Source organism: Epilithonimonas pallida (assembly GCF_900182975.1).
Classification (GTDB): Bacteria; Bacteroidota; Bacteroidia; order Flavobacteriales; family Weeksellaceae; genus Epilithonimonas; species Epilithonimonas pallida.
On sequence record NZ_FXUO01000002.1, the window covers coordinates 214,314 to 228,480 of the forward strand.

At 36.9% G+C, this 14,167-nt stretch carries 14 protein-coding genes; 9 read left to right on the top strand and 5 right to left on the bottom strand.

The annotated features are described in order from the left end of the window. Positions 1-20: 20 nt before the first annotated feature. Genes QOL71_RS04190 through QOL71_RS04205 form a run of 4 tightly spaced genes read left to right on the top strand, consistent with a single transcriptional unit; the run spans position 21 to position 2,375 of the window. Positions 21-644, top strand: coding sequence for a TatD family hydrolase (locus QOL71_RS04190; protein WP_283415716.1), 624 nt, complete (start codon positions 21-23; stop codon positions 642-644). Further along, positions 637-1,362, top strand: a complete 726-nt coding sequence (locus QOL71_RS04195; protein WP_120211958.1) for a tRNA threonylcarbamoyladenosine dehydratase — start codon at positions 637-639, stop codon at positions 1,360-1,362. The genes QOL71_RS04190 and QOL71_RS04195 overlap by 8 nt, the downstream gene beginning before the upstream one ends. A 4-nt stretch (positions 1,363-1,366) precedes the next feature. Beyond that, positions 1,367-1,738 (top strand): ribonuclease P protein component, encoded by a 372-nt coding sequence (gene rnpA / locus QOL71_RS04200; protein ID WP_283415717.1) that lies wholly within the window; start codon positions 1,367-1,369, stop codon positions 1,736-1,738. A 43-nt stretch (positions 1,739-1,781) separates the two neighbouring features. Next, entirely contained in the window at positions 1,782-2,375 is a 594-nt protein-coding gene (locus QOL71_RS04205) for a DUF4126 domain-containing protein (RefSeq protein ID WP_120211960.1), read from the top strand. 54 nt (positions 2,376-2,429) lie between these two features. On the opposite strand, the gene QOL71_RS04210 is transcribed toward QOL71_RS04205, so the two are convergent. Together QOL71_RS04210 and QOL71_RS04215 are read right to left on the bottom strand one after the other, a co-directional pair. Continuing rightward, complete coding sequence (locus QOL71_RS04210) at positions 2,430-3,803, bottom strand: M949_1556 family lipoprotein (protein ID WP_283415718.1); 1,374 nt, start codon at positions 3,801-3,803, stop codon at positions 2,430-2,432. Positions 3,804-3,830: 27 nt separating this feature from the next. Next, positions 3,831-6,713 carry a carboxypeptidase-like regulatory domain-containing protein gene (locus QOL71_RS04215; RefSeq protein ID WP_283415719.1) on the bottom strand — a complete coding sequence of 961 codons (2,883 nt, stop codon included), beginning with the start codon at positions 6,711-6,713 and terminating at the stop codon, positions 3,831-3,833. 227 nt (positions 6,714-6,940) lie between these two features. On the opposite strand from QOL71_RS04215, the gene QOL71_RS04220 reads away from it, so the two are divergent. Beyond that, positions 6,941-8,137, top strand: a complete 1,197-nt coding sequence (locus tag QOL71_RS04220; RefSeq protein ID WP_283415720.1) for an endonuclease/exonuclease/phosphatase family protein — start codon at positions 6,941-6,943, stop codon at positions 8,135-8,137. A 278-nt stretch (positions 8,138-8,415) separates the two neighbouring features. Next, positions 8,416-8,841, top strand: coding sequence for a DUF6146 family protein (locus QOL71_RS04225; RefSeq protein ID WP_283415721.1), 426 nt, complete (start codon positions 8,416-8,418; stop codon positions 8,839-8,841). Between the two features lie 53 nt (positions 8,842-8,894). Here QOL71_RS04225 and prfA read toward each other — a convergent pair whose 3' ends face one another. Both prfA and QOL71_RS04235 read right to left on the bottom strand, forming a co-directional pair. Next, positions 8,895-9,983, bottom strand: coding sequence for a peptide chain release factor 1 (gene prfA, locus QOL71_RS04230; RefSeq protein WP_283415722.1), 1,089 nt, complete (start codon positions 9,981-9,983; stop codon positions 8,895-8,897). 244 nt (positions 9,984-10,227) lie between these two features. Next, positions 10,228-10,503: a hypothetical protein gene (locus QOL71_RS04235; RefSeq protein ID WP_120211965.1), complete on the bottom strand. Its 276-nt coding sequence runs from the start codon at positions 10,501-10,503 to the stop codon at positions 10,228-10,230. A 285-nt stretch (positions 10,504-10,788) separates the two neighbouring features. On the opposite strand from QOL71_RS04235, the gene fumC reads away from it, so the two are divergent. The 3 genes from fumC (at position 10,789) to QOL71_RS04250 (ending at position 13,227) form a co-directional block, all read left to right on the top strand. After that, positions 10,789-12,183, top strand: a complete 1,395-nt coding sequence (gene fumC / locus QOL71_RS04240) for a class II fumarate hydratase (protein WP_283415723.1) — start codon at positions 10,789-10,791, stop codon at positions 12,181-12,183. An 80-nt stretch (positions 12,184-12,263) separates the two neighbouring features. Then, positions 12,264-12,824, top strand: coding sequence for a Crp/Fnr family transcriptional regulator (locus tag QOL71_RS04245; RefSeq protein ID WP_283415724.1), 561 nt, complete (start codon positions 12,264-12,266; stop codon positions 12,822-12,824). A gap of 73 nt (positions 12,825-12,897) precedes the next feature. Then, positions 12,898-13,227, top strand: a complete 330-nt coding sequence (locus QOL71_RS04250) for a DMT family transporter (RefSeq protein WP_283415725.1) — start codon at positions 12,898-12,900, stop codon at positions 13,225-13,227. Between the two features lie 133 nt (positions 13,228-13,360). Here QOL71_RS04250 and QOL71_RS04255 read toward each other — a convergent pair whose 3' ends face one another. Then, a complete protein-coding gene (locus QOL71_RS04255) occupies positions 13,361-14,071 on the bottom strand; it encodes an ABC transporter ATP-binding protein (protein WP_283415726.1) in 711 nt (236 codons plus the stop codon). Positions 14,072-14,167: the final 96 nt, after the last annotated feature.

A 14,167-nucleotide genomic window follows, 5' to 3' on the forward strand; every position in this document is an offset into this window, starting at 1 on the left:
TTAAATTCATATCTTTGACTATGGATTTTTTGGATTTTCATCATCACAAACAAAATAAGACCGGGATCTACAACTTAGAACTTAATGAAGAAATCCCGTTCGTAAATTTTTCTGCAGGTCTACATCCAAAAGACATTACGGAAAACTGGAAATCCGATTTTGAAAGAATCAAAGAAATTTCCCTTTCAAAAAACTGTCTCGCTCTAGGCGAATGTGGTTTGGATGGATTAATCGAAATCGATGAAAAACTTCAAAACGAAGTGTTCCAAAATCATATTACCTGGGCAGAAGAAATTAGAAAACCTATTATCATCCATTGTGTCCGTAGATTTTCGCAAATTCTCCATTTCAAAAAAGCAAAAGTGCCGCTAATCATTCATGGATTCAACAAGAAAGAAAACACGGCAAAAGAGCTTTTGGATGCCGGCTTTTATCTCAGTTTTGGAAAAGCAGCTTTAGATAACTTATCTTTGCAAAAATTGATTGAAGATTTTCCTGTTCAGAAGATATTTTTGGAAACCGATGATGCCGATTTTGATATTGCAAAATTGTACGAAAAGGTTTCGGAAATTAAATGTATTTCTCTAGAAGAGCTGAAAAACCAAATGTGGGAAAATCTTGAAAATGTAATTAATTATGGATAAATTTTGGTTGGAACGCACCGAATTGCTTATTAAAGATGAAGGCATCGAAAAACTACAAAATGCTAAAGTTTTGGTCGTTGGATTAGGTGGTGTCGGATCTTTTGCTGCAGAATTCCTGGCAAGAGCCGGTGTTGGAAAAATGATCATCGCAGACGGTGATGTGGTTGATATAACCAATATCAACAGGCAATTGCCCGCACTCCATTCCACAATTGGCCAGCATAAAGTAGAATTGGTTGGTGACCGGTTAATGGATATCAATCCAAAATTAGAGCTTACAAAAATCAATGAATTTCTGGAGCCGGAAAGAATGGAAGAATTAATCAAATCAGAAAAATTCGATTATGTTCTTGACTGCATTGATTCTCTGACTCCTAAACTGACACTCATCAGAACTTGCCGACGACATAAAATAAAACTAGTTTCCTCGATGGGAGCCGGCGGAAAAACCGACCCAAGCAAAGTGATGGTTCGTGATATCAGTAAAACCAACAATTGCCTTTTGGCAAGACAAGTAAGAAAACGTCTGAAAAAAGAGAAAATCAACAAAGGTTTCCGATGTGTTTTCTCTACAGAATTACAGGACGAAAACAGCCTTAAAATGACAGATGGAACCAACTTCAAACGTTCATTCTATGGAACGATCAGCTTTATTCCTGCTATTTTTGGTTTGTATGCTGCAGCAGAAGTCATTAATCATTTAACCGGAAGAAAATAACAATTTGAAAATCAACGGTTATCCTTCCCGAGAAAAGCTGAAAAAAAAATCAGAGATCGACCTTCTGTTCAAGAAAGGCAAATGGCTGTCTGCAGAAAATATGAGAATCATCTACTTCAGTTCATCAGAAAAGTATCCGATCGAATCCTGTAAAATAGGTGTTTCTGTTTCTAAGAAATTTTTCAAAAAAGCTGTAGACAGAAACCGAATCAAACGTCTTTTGAGAGAGTCTTACAGACTTAATAAAGCTACTTATTTTGATGCTTTTGGGGAACAAACGCTAGCTATGTTATTCTGGATTTCTAAAGATTTGCCGGAACATTTTTCTGATGTTGAAAAACAATTTATTAATCTTTGTAAAAAGAAAAAAGGATAGCGTCAGCTTTTAATTTGTAATTTTATTCTCAAACAAATTACAAATGAGCGATATTTTACCTTACGTTTTGAGCACCTTTATTGGCATTGGCCTGGCTGCGGCTTCGGGATTCAGAGTTTTTTTACCGATGTTCGCCGTTAGTCTTGCATCTTATCTTGGGTGGATTCCAATGAACGATAACTTCGAATGGCTATCTGGATTGCCAACTCTTATCACAACCGGTATTGCTACAGTTATTGAAATTCTGGCTTATTATATTCCTGTAGTTGACAATTTTCTTGACACGATCTCGATTCCGTTAGCAACCATTGCCGGATCTATTCTTTTTGCAAGCCAGTTTATGGAATTGGGAACTTTTCCTCAATGGGCTTTGGCATTGATTGCTGGTGGCGGGACTGCTGCAACTATTTCAGCTGGATTTGCCGGTACAAGAGCTGCTTCTACCGCAACTACTGCCGGAATTGGGAATAATGTGGTTGCTACTACGGAAACTGCCGGAGCCGGATTGATGTCAATTCTTTCAATTTTTTTGCCTGTACTTGCTTTTATTCTCGCCATTGTTTTATTGATTCTTGTCTTATTTTTTGGAAGAAAACTTTGGCGAAAAATGAAAACACAGAATTCCGGAATATTTTAAAACAAAAAATCCCGCTGTTGCGGGATTTATTATTTAGTATAACCTAATATAATATTATTTGGTTGCTCTTACAATAACATTATCTAATTCATATGCGTAAGCAGAACCAGCAGCATTAACATATTTGAATGCTATTCTTATTTTTTTCCCTGCAAAGGCGTTTAAAGATTGAACTCCTGAATTAACAAATACGTTTGAAGTTGCAATTGTTGCAGGAATGCTTGTCCAAGTTGTAGTTGATGGATCTCCTGTATAGTTATCTGTTACATAAACCGTAAGACTAGAACCTGTCGCAGTAAAGTTTCTCCAAGTGTCAAAAGCTAAAGAGCTGTTGGTATATCCTTCCAATGATAGTTCTTTAGAAATAAGCCAATCTTCATTTGCTCCACTAGTACCACCATTGATATAAGCAGAAGGTGCAGGATTTCCAAACGTTGTAAAGCCCCAAGTTTGTGTACCCGTTTTATTTACAACTGTCCAACCATTTGTAGTGTAGCTACTATTATCAAAGCCTTCTACCAAAAGCTTAGCTGGTAATTCATTTGTAAGGTTGATATCGCTGGTACCTCTGATGATACCCTGGTAATTAGCATTATACTTACTTGATACAAAAGTAATTTCACCACTTTTGTTTGGAATACGGTAAGAAGTTGCTTTAAAAAATCCGTCTGTTCTTATTGCAGTTGAACCAGTACCATCAGTAATTGTTCTATCTGTATCGATAAATGCTCCGGAAATATCAGTTGCCATTAAAGCAAGACCAATTTGAGAATCTGAGAACTGTACATTCTTCACCTTTACCAAAGTATTAAGATATTTGTCGCCAGTTGTAGAACTTGTCAGTTGATTTATTGTTACAACAGTTGGAACAATGTCAACAATTTCTAAACCATTTCCACTACAAACACCAGAAATATATCTTCCAATAATTGATTCTGGAATTCTTCCAAGTGGATAATTAGGATCCTTTACCCCCAACTGCATTGTATTAAAAGATTTTCCAATAACCATTCCGTTAGCTTTAATTCTGATGTGTGCTCCAACTGGAAAATCTACATAATTCATAGATTTATTGATTCCAATTGATAGTCCTACAGTAGGATTCTCTGGTTTGTCTTGGATAGAAATTGTTTTATAAAAGTTACCTCCTGCATCAGATGACACTACATACGCGTCAAAAATAATCTCGTCACCCGCAACATTTGGATCATCTGCCGGTAGTTGCTTTGGATTACCATCTGAGTATGTACTTGCAGGAAGAACATTAGCCATAGCTACAACTTCTGCCATTGTCTTTGTTGGTGCATCCCATTTGTTGGTACACGTAATCTCTGGTGCATCCCAATTATCATCTTGGACACACGAAACTTGGGTAGCCACTAATGCCGCAGCTCCAAAACTAATTTTTAAAATATTTTTAATATTCATTGCTTTTAATTTCTTGTGGTTATTTTTTTAGAATCTAACTTGTAAGTTTACGAAATAGGAACGCCCTTGTGTATACCAATACTTAGGTGCAAAGTTAGGGGTCTTACTATTAAAATCATTCTCAAAATCTACATTTCCGTTGGTGTTTCTTATTTGCTCAAATCCACCGGTTATATATTTCGTATTATCTAAAATATTGTTAACAGATGCAGAAATCAACAAATAATATTTCCCAAAGATCCAAGACTTTCCAACATTAGCATTAATAAAATGCGCAGAAGGTAGCTTTTTCTGTTTCATGTAGTAAGCTATTTTTTCCTGATCCAAGGTTGTAATAGGTGTACTACTATAATTGTTTTGAATCCATTCGTCACTTCTTGTTATAGCATTAGGATCTAAATTATTATCATCCAGATAGTTCCAATTTGCACCTACCCACCAATAGTGAGGATTGTTATAACGTAGTCCTGCAGAGAAAGCTTTCTGAGGCGTTCCTCCAACTTTCATTCCTTTGATGTTTGTTTTCCCATAATCAACATACGGAGCAGCCACTACATCTGATGCAAAATATACCGTAGGATTGTTTCTGTAAGTATAATCTCCCCAATTGGCAACCCCTTGGAAAGAAAGTGTTGGAAGTATTTTATAATCAACACCCAATTCTGCCCCCATATTTCTCTTGTTCACATTAGACATTGTTTGTACCACAAAAGCACTGGCTGTCTGATCTGCAACACCTGTATTCTCATCATTGGTGCTTGTAGCAAGAGTAAGTCCATCTGCAAAAAACCTTTGCACATTGGTGTCATCCTGCGTATCAACGATATAACCAGTTAATCTTAATTTCATAATAGGAGTAGAAACAACATAGCTCAAGTCATTAGCATTAATTTTTGCGTTTTTAATCCCTGGAGCTGAGTAGTTATTATTCCTTGGATTAATGAAAATATCTTCCAAGAAAGGAGCTTGTGTAAAATATGCTCCGTTGTAAACTAAGAAATTTCTACCATTCAATCTGTAAACGATTTGGCTTTTTAAACCATAATTCCAATAATTGTAATCATTACCTTTTCCAAGAGAATTATTCTGATAAAGATAATGCTTAAACAGACCTTCTCTGTTAGACGTAGAATATCCGAATAAACCACTTACAAAAACATCAAAATTTCCAGTAGAAAATTTAAATCCTGGATTGACCTTTACTTCTTGTCTTCTTAATATATAATTGTACCCGATCTTATCACCAACATGTTTTGCAAGATTGGTATCATTCACATCATATAACCCGGAAGAGCCCTTTCTGTTAGAGTCCGCAAATGGATCAACTCCAAGTACATAATCTGCTCCCAACATATCCTCAACTTCTCTGTAATATTCAGAACGGAAATTCTGATATGATACATTCAGTAAGAATTTTGATTTGTCTGTAAAGTTATAGGTATAATGTGTCGCAGCATTCCAAATCTTATCATCACTTACGTCATTAACAAGAAAATATTTTGCTCTGTTTCCTGTAAGTCCATATTTTGTAAACATTTCCTGTTGATCAAAGCTATCTTTTCTACGATTGGTATCATATAAAGAATTCCAGTTAATCTGAGTGACATCCTGATTGTTAGTTGCCCAGTTTTCTATAGCTGCATCACGACCTTCTTTTAACAACTGATATAAGGCGGGATCAGTACTATTATGATAAGCGTTATAATCTATACTGTTGGAATAATAACTGGGTAATTTTTTATAATAAGTTGGCGATGGATTACTTGCATTTTGCCAATCCAATCTGGAACCGCTATCTTTACCAAATTGGTAAGACACTGAAGTCCAAAGGCTTGAATTTTTATTAAGCTTCAAGAAATCCTGTAACTGAAAAATAGGCTGAAACCCTTTTCTTACTCTTTCACTTCTCTTTTCCCCATTTTGCCAACCCCAATAAGAGTTATAATGCACGCCTCTATAGTCATAAACTTCTTGTGTATTAGGACTAGAAGTAGATCTTCTTGTAGGCGAAGCAAACGCACTGAAGGTAACCGTGTGATTATCGTTAATTTTTTTCTCAATGCCCAGATAAGTTCCATAAGCATCATAGAAAGTTCCTTCCTGGATTCCTTCTTCCGCCCATCTTTTAGCACCCATTAATGTAAATGCCCAACCACTTTTTGACATACCCGATGTATATCTCAAAGAAACCCTTTGTCTGTAATTTCTATTCGTAATCGAATATACTGCCTGGAATCCCTTTCTGTATTCACTGGCTTTGGTATTTTTATAAATAACACCACTAGCACCACCAAAAGCATATTCGGAAGGTGAATGGTTAGCTGCAATTTCAGGATATCTTACAATTTCATTAAGACCTCCCCAATTAGAGAAATCTACATTCCCGTTATCAGATTTTACCATAGAGACACCATTCAACATATTTTCAGAAGTTCTACCATCTACACCTCTTGGTCTGAACCAATAAAAGCCTAAGTCAAAACTTGCGATTCTGTTGAAAACATCTTGAGATGATTGCAATAGACCGACTGTTGAGGTTTGTCCGCTGCCTTCATCATCGGCATTATCAAGGATTGCCAAACCTTGATCTGCCCCTGTCAATGCAGAATAAAGGGTAATAACCCCCAAATCTTTTCTTTTTTCTGTAGTAACGTCAAATTCCAAAGTTTTGGTTTCGAAATTAGGCTTGGATACCACAACTTGATAATGTCCGGATTTCAGATCTACGAACTGGAAATAACCAATTTTGTCTGCCGTAACATCATTACCTTCTCCTTTTAGACTAACTTGTGCTTTTTCCACCGGTTTCCCGTCAGCATCTTTCAGGTATGCAAAAACCGTAGTCTGTGCAAAGTAAAATGATGCCGGAAGCATTGTAAATAAGGAGATTAATGATAATTTTTTAATCATAAATCAATTAGGTTTTGTTTGCTCTTTTTTTCTAATATACAGTCCGTTATACACGGGAAGGCAAATGTAAATAAATTTTTGATAATTAAAACTTTTTAACATTTTATTTTTATTTTAACAAAATTTTAATTTTTCAGCAGTTATAACAACATTTTTTAAAAACATTAAATTTTTATTTTGCAGGTATATAAAAAAAATTACTTTTGTAGCCCTACATTTTTTATATTATGAAAAATTTATTTAGCGTAATCGCTATTTTTAGCATTTCCTTAGTGTTTGCACAAAAAAGACAAGTTCGTGCTGCAACTGTTGGATTTTTGAACGTAGAAAACCTTTGGGATACCGTTCGTTCAGCAGATTATATAGACGGAACAAAAGACAGAAGCAATCCTGCTTTTCACAGAAGCGTCCCTTTGGATTCTTTAAAATATCTGGAGGTTACCGAGAAAGATTATGCCGGTCCTTGGAATGACGAATCTCTTATTGGTAAAAAAGTAGTTAGAATACAAGGTGGTTCGGAAGAGTTTACCCCAAAAAGTGGTAAAAATTACACCTATAACGTGTATAAACAAAAACTGCAAAATGAAGCCAAAGTGATTTCCGAAATGGGAAGAGCCTACACAAATACCGCTCCGGTTGTTGTTGGTCTTATAGAAGTGGAAAACAGACAGGTTGTCGAAGATCTTGTTAAAGAACCAGCTATCGCAAAATACGATTACGGAGTTGTCCATTACAACTCTTATGATTACAGAGGTATTGATGTCGCTTTCATCTATCAGAAAAGAAGATTCTCCCCTTCCAAATCCTGGAAAAAAGAAGTGAAAATCTTCGGAGAAGGCGGTAAAAGAGAATACACAAGAGACATCGTAGTTTTGACCGGTTTTCTTGATAACGAAAAAGTTGCGTTCTTCTTAAATCACTGGCCATCCAGACGTGGCGGTGAAGCAGCATCTCTTCCAAAACGTAATGCTGCCGCCACAATTCTTAAACAGCAGATGGACAGCGTAAAAGCTCTGGATCCTTCAACTAAGTTGTTTGCAATGGGAGACTTCAATGATGATCCTATCAGTCCAAGTTTGAAAAATTATCTGAAAGCCGTTGGCAACCCAAAAGACCTTAACGAAGACAATCATTACCTTAATCTGATGTATCCTTTGTACAAAAAAGGAGTTGCTTCTTTGGCTTATCAGGATGCCCCAAACTTATTTGACCAGATTATCGTTTCAGCCAATCTCTACTCACCAAATAACGAGTTAAGAAAAGATTATTCAGTTTTCAAAGCTGAGATCTATGCACCGGATTATCTCATTACAAAAGAAGGCAATTACAAAGGTTATCCATTCCGATCATGGAACGGCGACAAGTTTACCGGTGGTTATTCCGACCATTTCCCTGCTTTCGTTGTCCTGCAAAAAGAACCTTAAAAATAAATCAGCCGTTTCAAATTTTGGAACGGTTTTTTTATTAATTTTATTTGGGCAGCCTTTGACTCCGTCGAATAGCAATTTTGTTATTTTTATGGCAGCTATTTCCGCCTTCCGCTCCCGCTGTTTTTGTCATTGCGAAGAAAGTAAAGCTATCCTTTGAAATTTGGTACAATTGCAATAACAAAAACGAGCTCCGCTCAAGTCGGGCTGCGTGCGATTCAATGTTAAACCGATGTGAAGCATTTATTTTGATTAACTGTAAATGAACAATTAAAATGAAAAATCTTTTCGCCATCATTGTCATTACCGGACTGATTTGGTCTTGCACATCAAATCCAAAACATGTATCCGATAATGCCAAGCCCAATTTATCCACCCAGAAAAAGACCGATTCTGCTGACGAATGGGAAATTACGGTTTTTGATGCCGAATATGAAACTTTCGTTGCTACCAGAGCACAACCTAAATCAATGTTTACGGAAAGCAGCCTGAAAGCCAGAAACCAATTGCTCGTAACCGAATGGAATAACCGTTTCTATTCCGGTGTCAATCCCAACTTCTACGAAGTGGCCATCGATTATGATCCCAAAGAAAATTACGGTTTCGATTTTGAATACAGACTATATCAATTCTTCGCTTATTGCAACTGGAAATATGGCGTCCGTTTCAACGGTTTGAGAGGCATTGATAAAATCAAATAAAAAAGCTCAATGAGATTCCATTGAGCTTTATTTATAATATGGATTTAGAATAACTATGCAATTCCTTCTTCCTCGCCTTTCAGCTTTTCAGCATTTTCCGCCATTATTACGGCATCCATCATTTCCTGGATATCACCATTCATATAAGCATCAAGATTGTAAATCGATTTGTTGATTCTGTGATCCGTCACCCTTCCTTGCGGATAATTGTACGTTTTGATTTTTGCAGAACGGTCTCCGGTAGAAACCATTGTTTTTCTTTGCGCTGCAATATCACCAACCACTTCCTGAAGTTTGATGTCATACAATTTTGCTCTCAACATTTCCATTGCTAATTCTCTGTTAGCCAACTGAGAACGCGCCTGCTGACAAACTACAACAATTCCGGAAGGTTTGTGTGTCAGCTGAACCTTAGTTTCAACCTTGTTAACGTTCTGTCCACCAGCACCTCCTGAACGGGAAGTCTGCATCTCGATATCAGCAGGATTGATTTCCACATCCACTTCCTCAGCTTCCGGCAAAACTGCAATCGTAATGGCTGATGTGTGAACACGGCCTTGAGATTCGGTTTCCGGAACACGCTGCACACGGTGAACACCGGACTCGAATTTCATAATACCGTAAACACTCTCGCCCTCCACTTTCATTATCAATTCCTTATAACCTTTGGATGCTTCACTGGAGTCAGTGATTTCGTGCTTCCAACCTTTAGTTTTGAAATACATGGAATACATTCTGTACATATCTTCTACGAAAATCGCCGCTTCGTCACCACCTGTTCCGGCACGCATTTCCAGGATGATGTTCTTGTCATCGGCAGGATCTTTCGGAATGAGGAGATATTTCAGTTCTTCTTCAAAACCCGGAAGCTTGTCCTGGGCTTCGTACTTTTCCTGTTTCGCCATTTCCACGAACTCTTTATCAGAACCATCTGCGATGATTTCGTCAGACTCTGCAATCGTGTCAAGCGCCGCTTTATATGCATCGAATACTTTCACAATCTTTCCAAGATCGCTGTATTCTTTGTTAAGTGAAGAATATCGTTTTTGGTCTGTTATCACATCCGGTTGGATGATAAGGTCGGCCACCTCATTATATCGTTGTTTTATCGCTTCCAGTTTCGGAATTAATGACTTAGACATAGGTAAATTTTAGTTGGCAAAGATAATGATTTAAGTTTTAAGATGGAAGCGGAAGATAGATGTCGGAAGTTTTCAAATTATATTTACCACACAACTCTATCTATATGTTAGCAATTAATTGTGTTCCTTATGAATCCTCTTTGTGCCTTTGTGGTTAAAAATTAAAAATCCACTCTCGAAAGAATGGATTCTTATATATTGTTTCGCTTTGAGTGCAATCTCTCACGAAAAGAAAATTGCCTAATTAATGGTGGTGACCGTGACTCGCTGGTCTTTCGCCTGCTGGTCTTTGGTAGATAACTTCTACACCTTCCTGCTCGTACAATTTCTTGTATCTTACTTTTTCCGGGTCAAAGTTTTTGTTGATTTTACCAAAGTATTCTGCAACACCTTCTGTTAACCAAAGTGGTACGATGAATCCGAAGAACATCAAAATACACCAGAATCCGCACAACATCATTGTGAAGAAGTAAACAGTCCAAAGGAATTGGTAAAACGGCCAAAAAGCTGATAACATCATAATGCTATAATTTTAAGCAAAAATAGAAGATTTAATTAAATCTGACAAAATTTATCGCTTGATTTTTTTCATTTTGCTGAATTTTCAGTTTTTAGTATTTTCGTAAGGTTGTAATTGTATCTCCTTTGCAGGATTATTTTAAACGCAAAGTCCGCAAAGAATTATAATTTAACAACCTGTTTTTAAGGTCGCAAAGTCCTAAAACTTAGCTAAGAAAACTTTTTCTAAGTTTATGAATATTTCTTTTGTGACTTTTATGGTAATTAAAAATTTAAATCAAATATAATGAGTTTCAGAATCGAAAAAGACACGATGGGCGAAGTGCAAGTGCCTGCTGATAAATTTTGGGGTGCGCAGACGGAGCGTTCCAGAAATAATTTCAAAATTGGTCCGGAAGGAAGTATGCCGCGCGAAATCATCGATGCATTTGCTTACCTGAAAAAAGCGGCGGCCTATACCAATGCGGAATTAGGCGTTCTTTCTAATGAAAAAAGAGATGCTATCGGGAAAGTTTGTGATGAGATTCTTGCTGGAGAATTGTATGACCAATTTCCATTGGTAATCTGGCAAACCGGCTCGGGAACACAATCTAATATGAATGTGAACGAGGTGGTTGCTAACAAATCTCACGTGAATAGTGGCGGACAATTGGGCGAAAAAACGGAAGTGCATCCGAATGATGACGTGAACAAATCCCAGTCTTCCAACGATACTTATCCAACAGCAATGCACATCGCAGCTTATACTAAAGTGGTAAAAGCGACTTTGCCAGCTCTGGATAAACTGAGAAATACGCTGGACGAAAAAGCAAAAAAATATCAGAACATTGTCAAAATCGGAAGAACACACCTGATGGATGCAACGCCTTTGACTTTGGGACAAGAATTTTCGGGTTATGTGGCGCAGTTGGATTATGCTAAAAAAGCAATCAACAATACGCTTGACCATTTGAAAGAATTGGCTCTTGGCGGAACTGCGGTTGGAACTGGATTAAATACACCAAAAGGTTATGACGTTTTGGTAGCAAAATATATTGCTGATTTTACAGGATTGCCATTTGTAACAGCTCCGAATAAATTCGAGGCTTTGGCTGCGCATGACGGAATTGTGGAAACACACGGTGCGTTGAAACAATTGGCAGTTTCTCTTTATAAAATTGCTCAGGATATCAGACTATTAGCATCGGGCCCACGTTCGGGAATTGGAGAAATCTTCATTCCTGAAAATGAGCCTGGTTCTTCTATTATGCCAGGAAAAGTGAATCCAACTCAAAATGAAGCGATTACTATGGTTTGTGCACAGGTTTTGGGGAACGATACAACAATCTCTTTTGCTGGAACACAAGGAAATTATGAGCTGAATGTTTTCAAGCCAGTTATGGCTGCGAACTTCTTACAATCTGCACAGTTGTTGGCGGATGCGATGATTTCTTTCAATGATCATTGTGCGGTTGGAATTGAGCCAAATGAACCGAGAATCAAAGAACTGGTTGACAAATCTCTGATGCTTGTAACAGCGTTGAATACGCACATCGGTTACGAAAACGCAGCAAAAATTGCTAAAACAGCTCACAAAAACGGAACAACCCTTAAAGAAGAAGCTATCAATCTTGGATTGTTAACTGCTGAACAATTTGATGAGTGGGTTAAGCCGGAAGATATGGTAGGAAGTCTTAAATAGATGATAGACTTTTTAGACAAAAGATAATAGACAAGCTCCGGGGTAATTCTCGGAGTTTTTATTTTTATTAAATTTCGCTTATGAATATTGATACAATTCTTAACCAAATTTTTACACTTCCCGAAAATTCGAAATCAGTTTTAAAGAATCTGATTTCAGAAGTTGAGTTTCCGAAAGATAGTATTATCATCAAAGCCGGAAAAGTAGAAAAGACGGTTTATTTTATTAAAAAAGGAATTGTAAGAGCTTTTGTTCCTCAGGAAAATCAAGACCTTACGTTTTGGTTTGGGAAAGAAGGTGACGTGGTTTTGCCAATGAAAAGCTATGTTGATAATTATCAAAATTATGAAAATATTCAGCTTTTGGAAGATTGCGTTTTGTATCAATTAAAAATCGATGCTTTGCGAAAGCTATTTGAAACCGATATCAATATTGCCAATTGGGGAAGAAAATTAGCTGAGAGAGAATTGGTAAAAACGGAAGAATTATTTATTTCCAGACAATTCAGAACGGCAAGTCAGCGTTATGAAGAACTTTTAACAAAACAACCCGAGATTATTCAAAGAGTTCAATTGGGTTACATTGCTTCCTATTTGGGAATCACACAAGTTAGTCTGAGCAGAATCCGAAGCGAAATCTGATTAATTTTTTAACATTTGTAAAAAAATCTGTAGCATTCAATTTGGAAATTTGCATCATTAAAATTGATAAGTAATGAACTGGATTTTATTAATTCTTGGAGGACTTTTTGAAGTGGGTTTTACATCTTGTTTAGGAAAAGCCAAAGAAACATCGGGCCCTGAATCTTACCTTTGGTATGCCGGATTCGGAATATCACTGATTGCAAGTATGCTTCTGTTAATCAAAGCAACGCAAACACTTCCGTTGGGAACGGCTTATGCAGTCTGGACAGGAATTGGCGCTGTTGGTACCGTCCTGGTCGGGATTTTTATCTTTAAAGAACCGGCGACATTCTGGCGATTGTTTTTTATTTTCACACTGATTGCTTCCATCGTAGGATTGAAAGCCGTTTCTTCACATTAATAAATTATTGAACCACAAAAGTCACAAAAGAAAAATAATATCTTTTGTGACTTTTGTGGTTTTTTAATCAATTCTTTATTTCGCAAATTGAACAGAGGAATTATTAATCTGCAAAATCTGCGAGAAATTAAATTTAACTTATCGAAACTTGGTCTGCAAAGTATTGCTCCAAATCTCTAAGAGTTTCCGGAGAAGTCTGGATATCTCTTACCAATTCGCCTTTGTTGATGACCACAATTCTTTCACAAACTTCTGTGGTGTGAGCCAAATCGTGGCTGGAAATCAGGAATGTAGAGTCTGAGTTTTGTGACCAATCTCTGATGAGGTTTTTCAATTTGATTTGGGTCGATGGGTCGAGGTTTGCGAAAGGTTCATCCAAAATGATAATCGCTGGTGTTCCTATCAATGCACCGATGATGCCGACTTTTTTCATATTGCCTTTAGAGAGGTCGCGGATGAATTTTTTGGCATTCAGGATTTCTCCGTTGAAGAAATCGGTGAAGTTTTTCAGGAATTCGTCAACATTCGCTTTGCTTTGTCCTCTGAGTTCTCCTAAGAAATAAAAATATTCTTCCGGAGTCAAATAACCAATGAGAAAAGTCTCATCGATAAATGCACCGACTTTGTTTTTCCAATTTTCGGATTCGTTTACTTTTTCGCCGTCAATGGAAACAAATCCTGAACTTGGTTCTATCAAATCCAGAATCAAACTGAACAGCGTGGTTTTTCCAGCACCGTTGTTCCCGACTAAGCCAATGGTTTGACCTTTTGGAAATTCTAGGTTTTCTATGGATAAGACTTTTTTGGTTTCGTAAACTTTGGAGAGGTTATTTATTGTTATCATTTTATTTATATTTTAGAAGTGAGAGTTTTTTTGAACACAAAGTCCACAAAGATTTTTTATTAATATTGAAAACATTTTTAAGGTTCACAAAGGCGT

Bases quoted from the DNA above. Each gene is read 5' to 3' on its own strand.
- prfA (WP_283415722.1), bottom strand. From the start codon at position 9,983: ATGTCTAAGTCATTAATTCCGAAACTGGAAGCGATAAAACAACGATAT.
- QOL71_RS04220 (WP_283415720.1), top strand. From the start codon at position 6,941: ATGAAAAATTTATTTAGCGTAATCGCTATTTTTAGCATTTCCTTAGTG.
- QOL71_RS04250 (WP_283415725.1), top strand. From the start codon at position 12,898: ATGAACTGGATTTTATTAATTCTTGGAGGACTTTTTGAAGTGGGTTTT.
- QOL71_RS04190 (WP_283415716.1), top strand. From the start codon at position 21: ATGGATTTTTTGGATTTTCATCATCACAAACAAAATAAGACCGGGATC.
- QOL71_RS04195 (WP_120211958.1), top strand. From the start codon at position 637: ATGGATAAATTTTGGTTGGAACGCACCGAATTGCTTATTAAAGATGAA.
- QOL71_RS04235 (WP_120211965.1), bottom strand. From the start codon at position 10,503: ATGATGTTATCAGCTTTTTGGCCGTTTTACCAATTCCTTTGGACTGTT.
- QOL71_RS04225 (WP_283415721.1), top strand. From the start codon at position 8,416: ATGAAAAATCTTTTCGCCATCATTGTCATTACCGGACTGATTTGGTCT.
- QOL71_RS04205 (WP_120211960.1), top strand. From the start codon at position 1,782: ATGAGCGATATTTTACCTTACGTTTTGAGCACCTTTATTGGCATTGGC.
- fumC (WP_283415723.1), top strand. From the start codon at position 10,789: ATGAGTTTCAGAATCGAAAAAGACACGATGGGCGAAGTGCAAGTGCCT.
- QOL71_RS04215 (WP_283415719.1), bottom strand. From the start codon at position 6,713: ATGATTAAAAAATTATCATTAATCTCCTTATTTACAATGCTTCCGGCA.
- QOL71_RS04255 (WP_283415726.1), bottom strand. From the start codon at position 14,071: ATGATAACAATAAATAACCTCTCCAAAGTTTACGAAACCAAAAAAGTC.
- QOL71_RS04210 (WP_283415718.1), bottom strand. From the start codon at position 3,803: ATGAATATTAAAAATATTTTAAAAATTAGTTTTGGAGCTGCGGCATTA.
- QOL71_RS04245 (WP_283415724.1), top strand. From the start codon at position 12,264: ATGAATATTGATACAATTCTTAACCAAATTTTTACACTTCCCGAAAAT.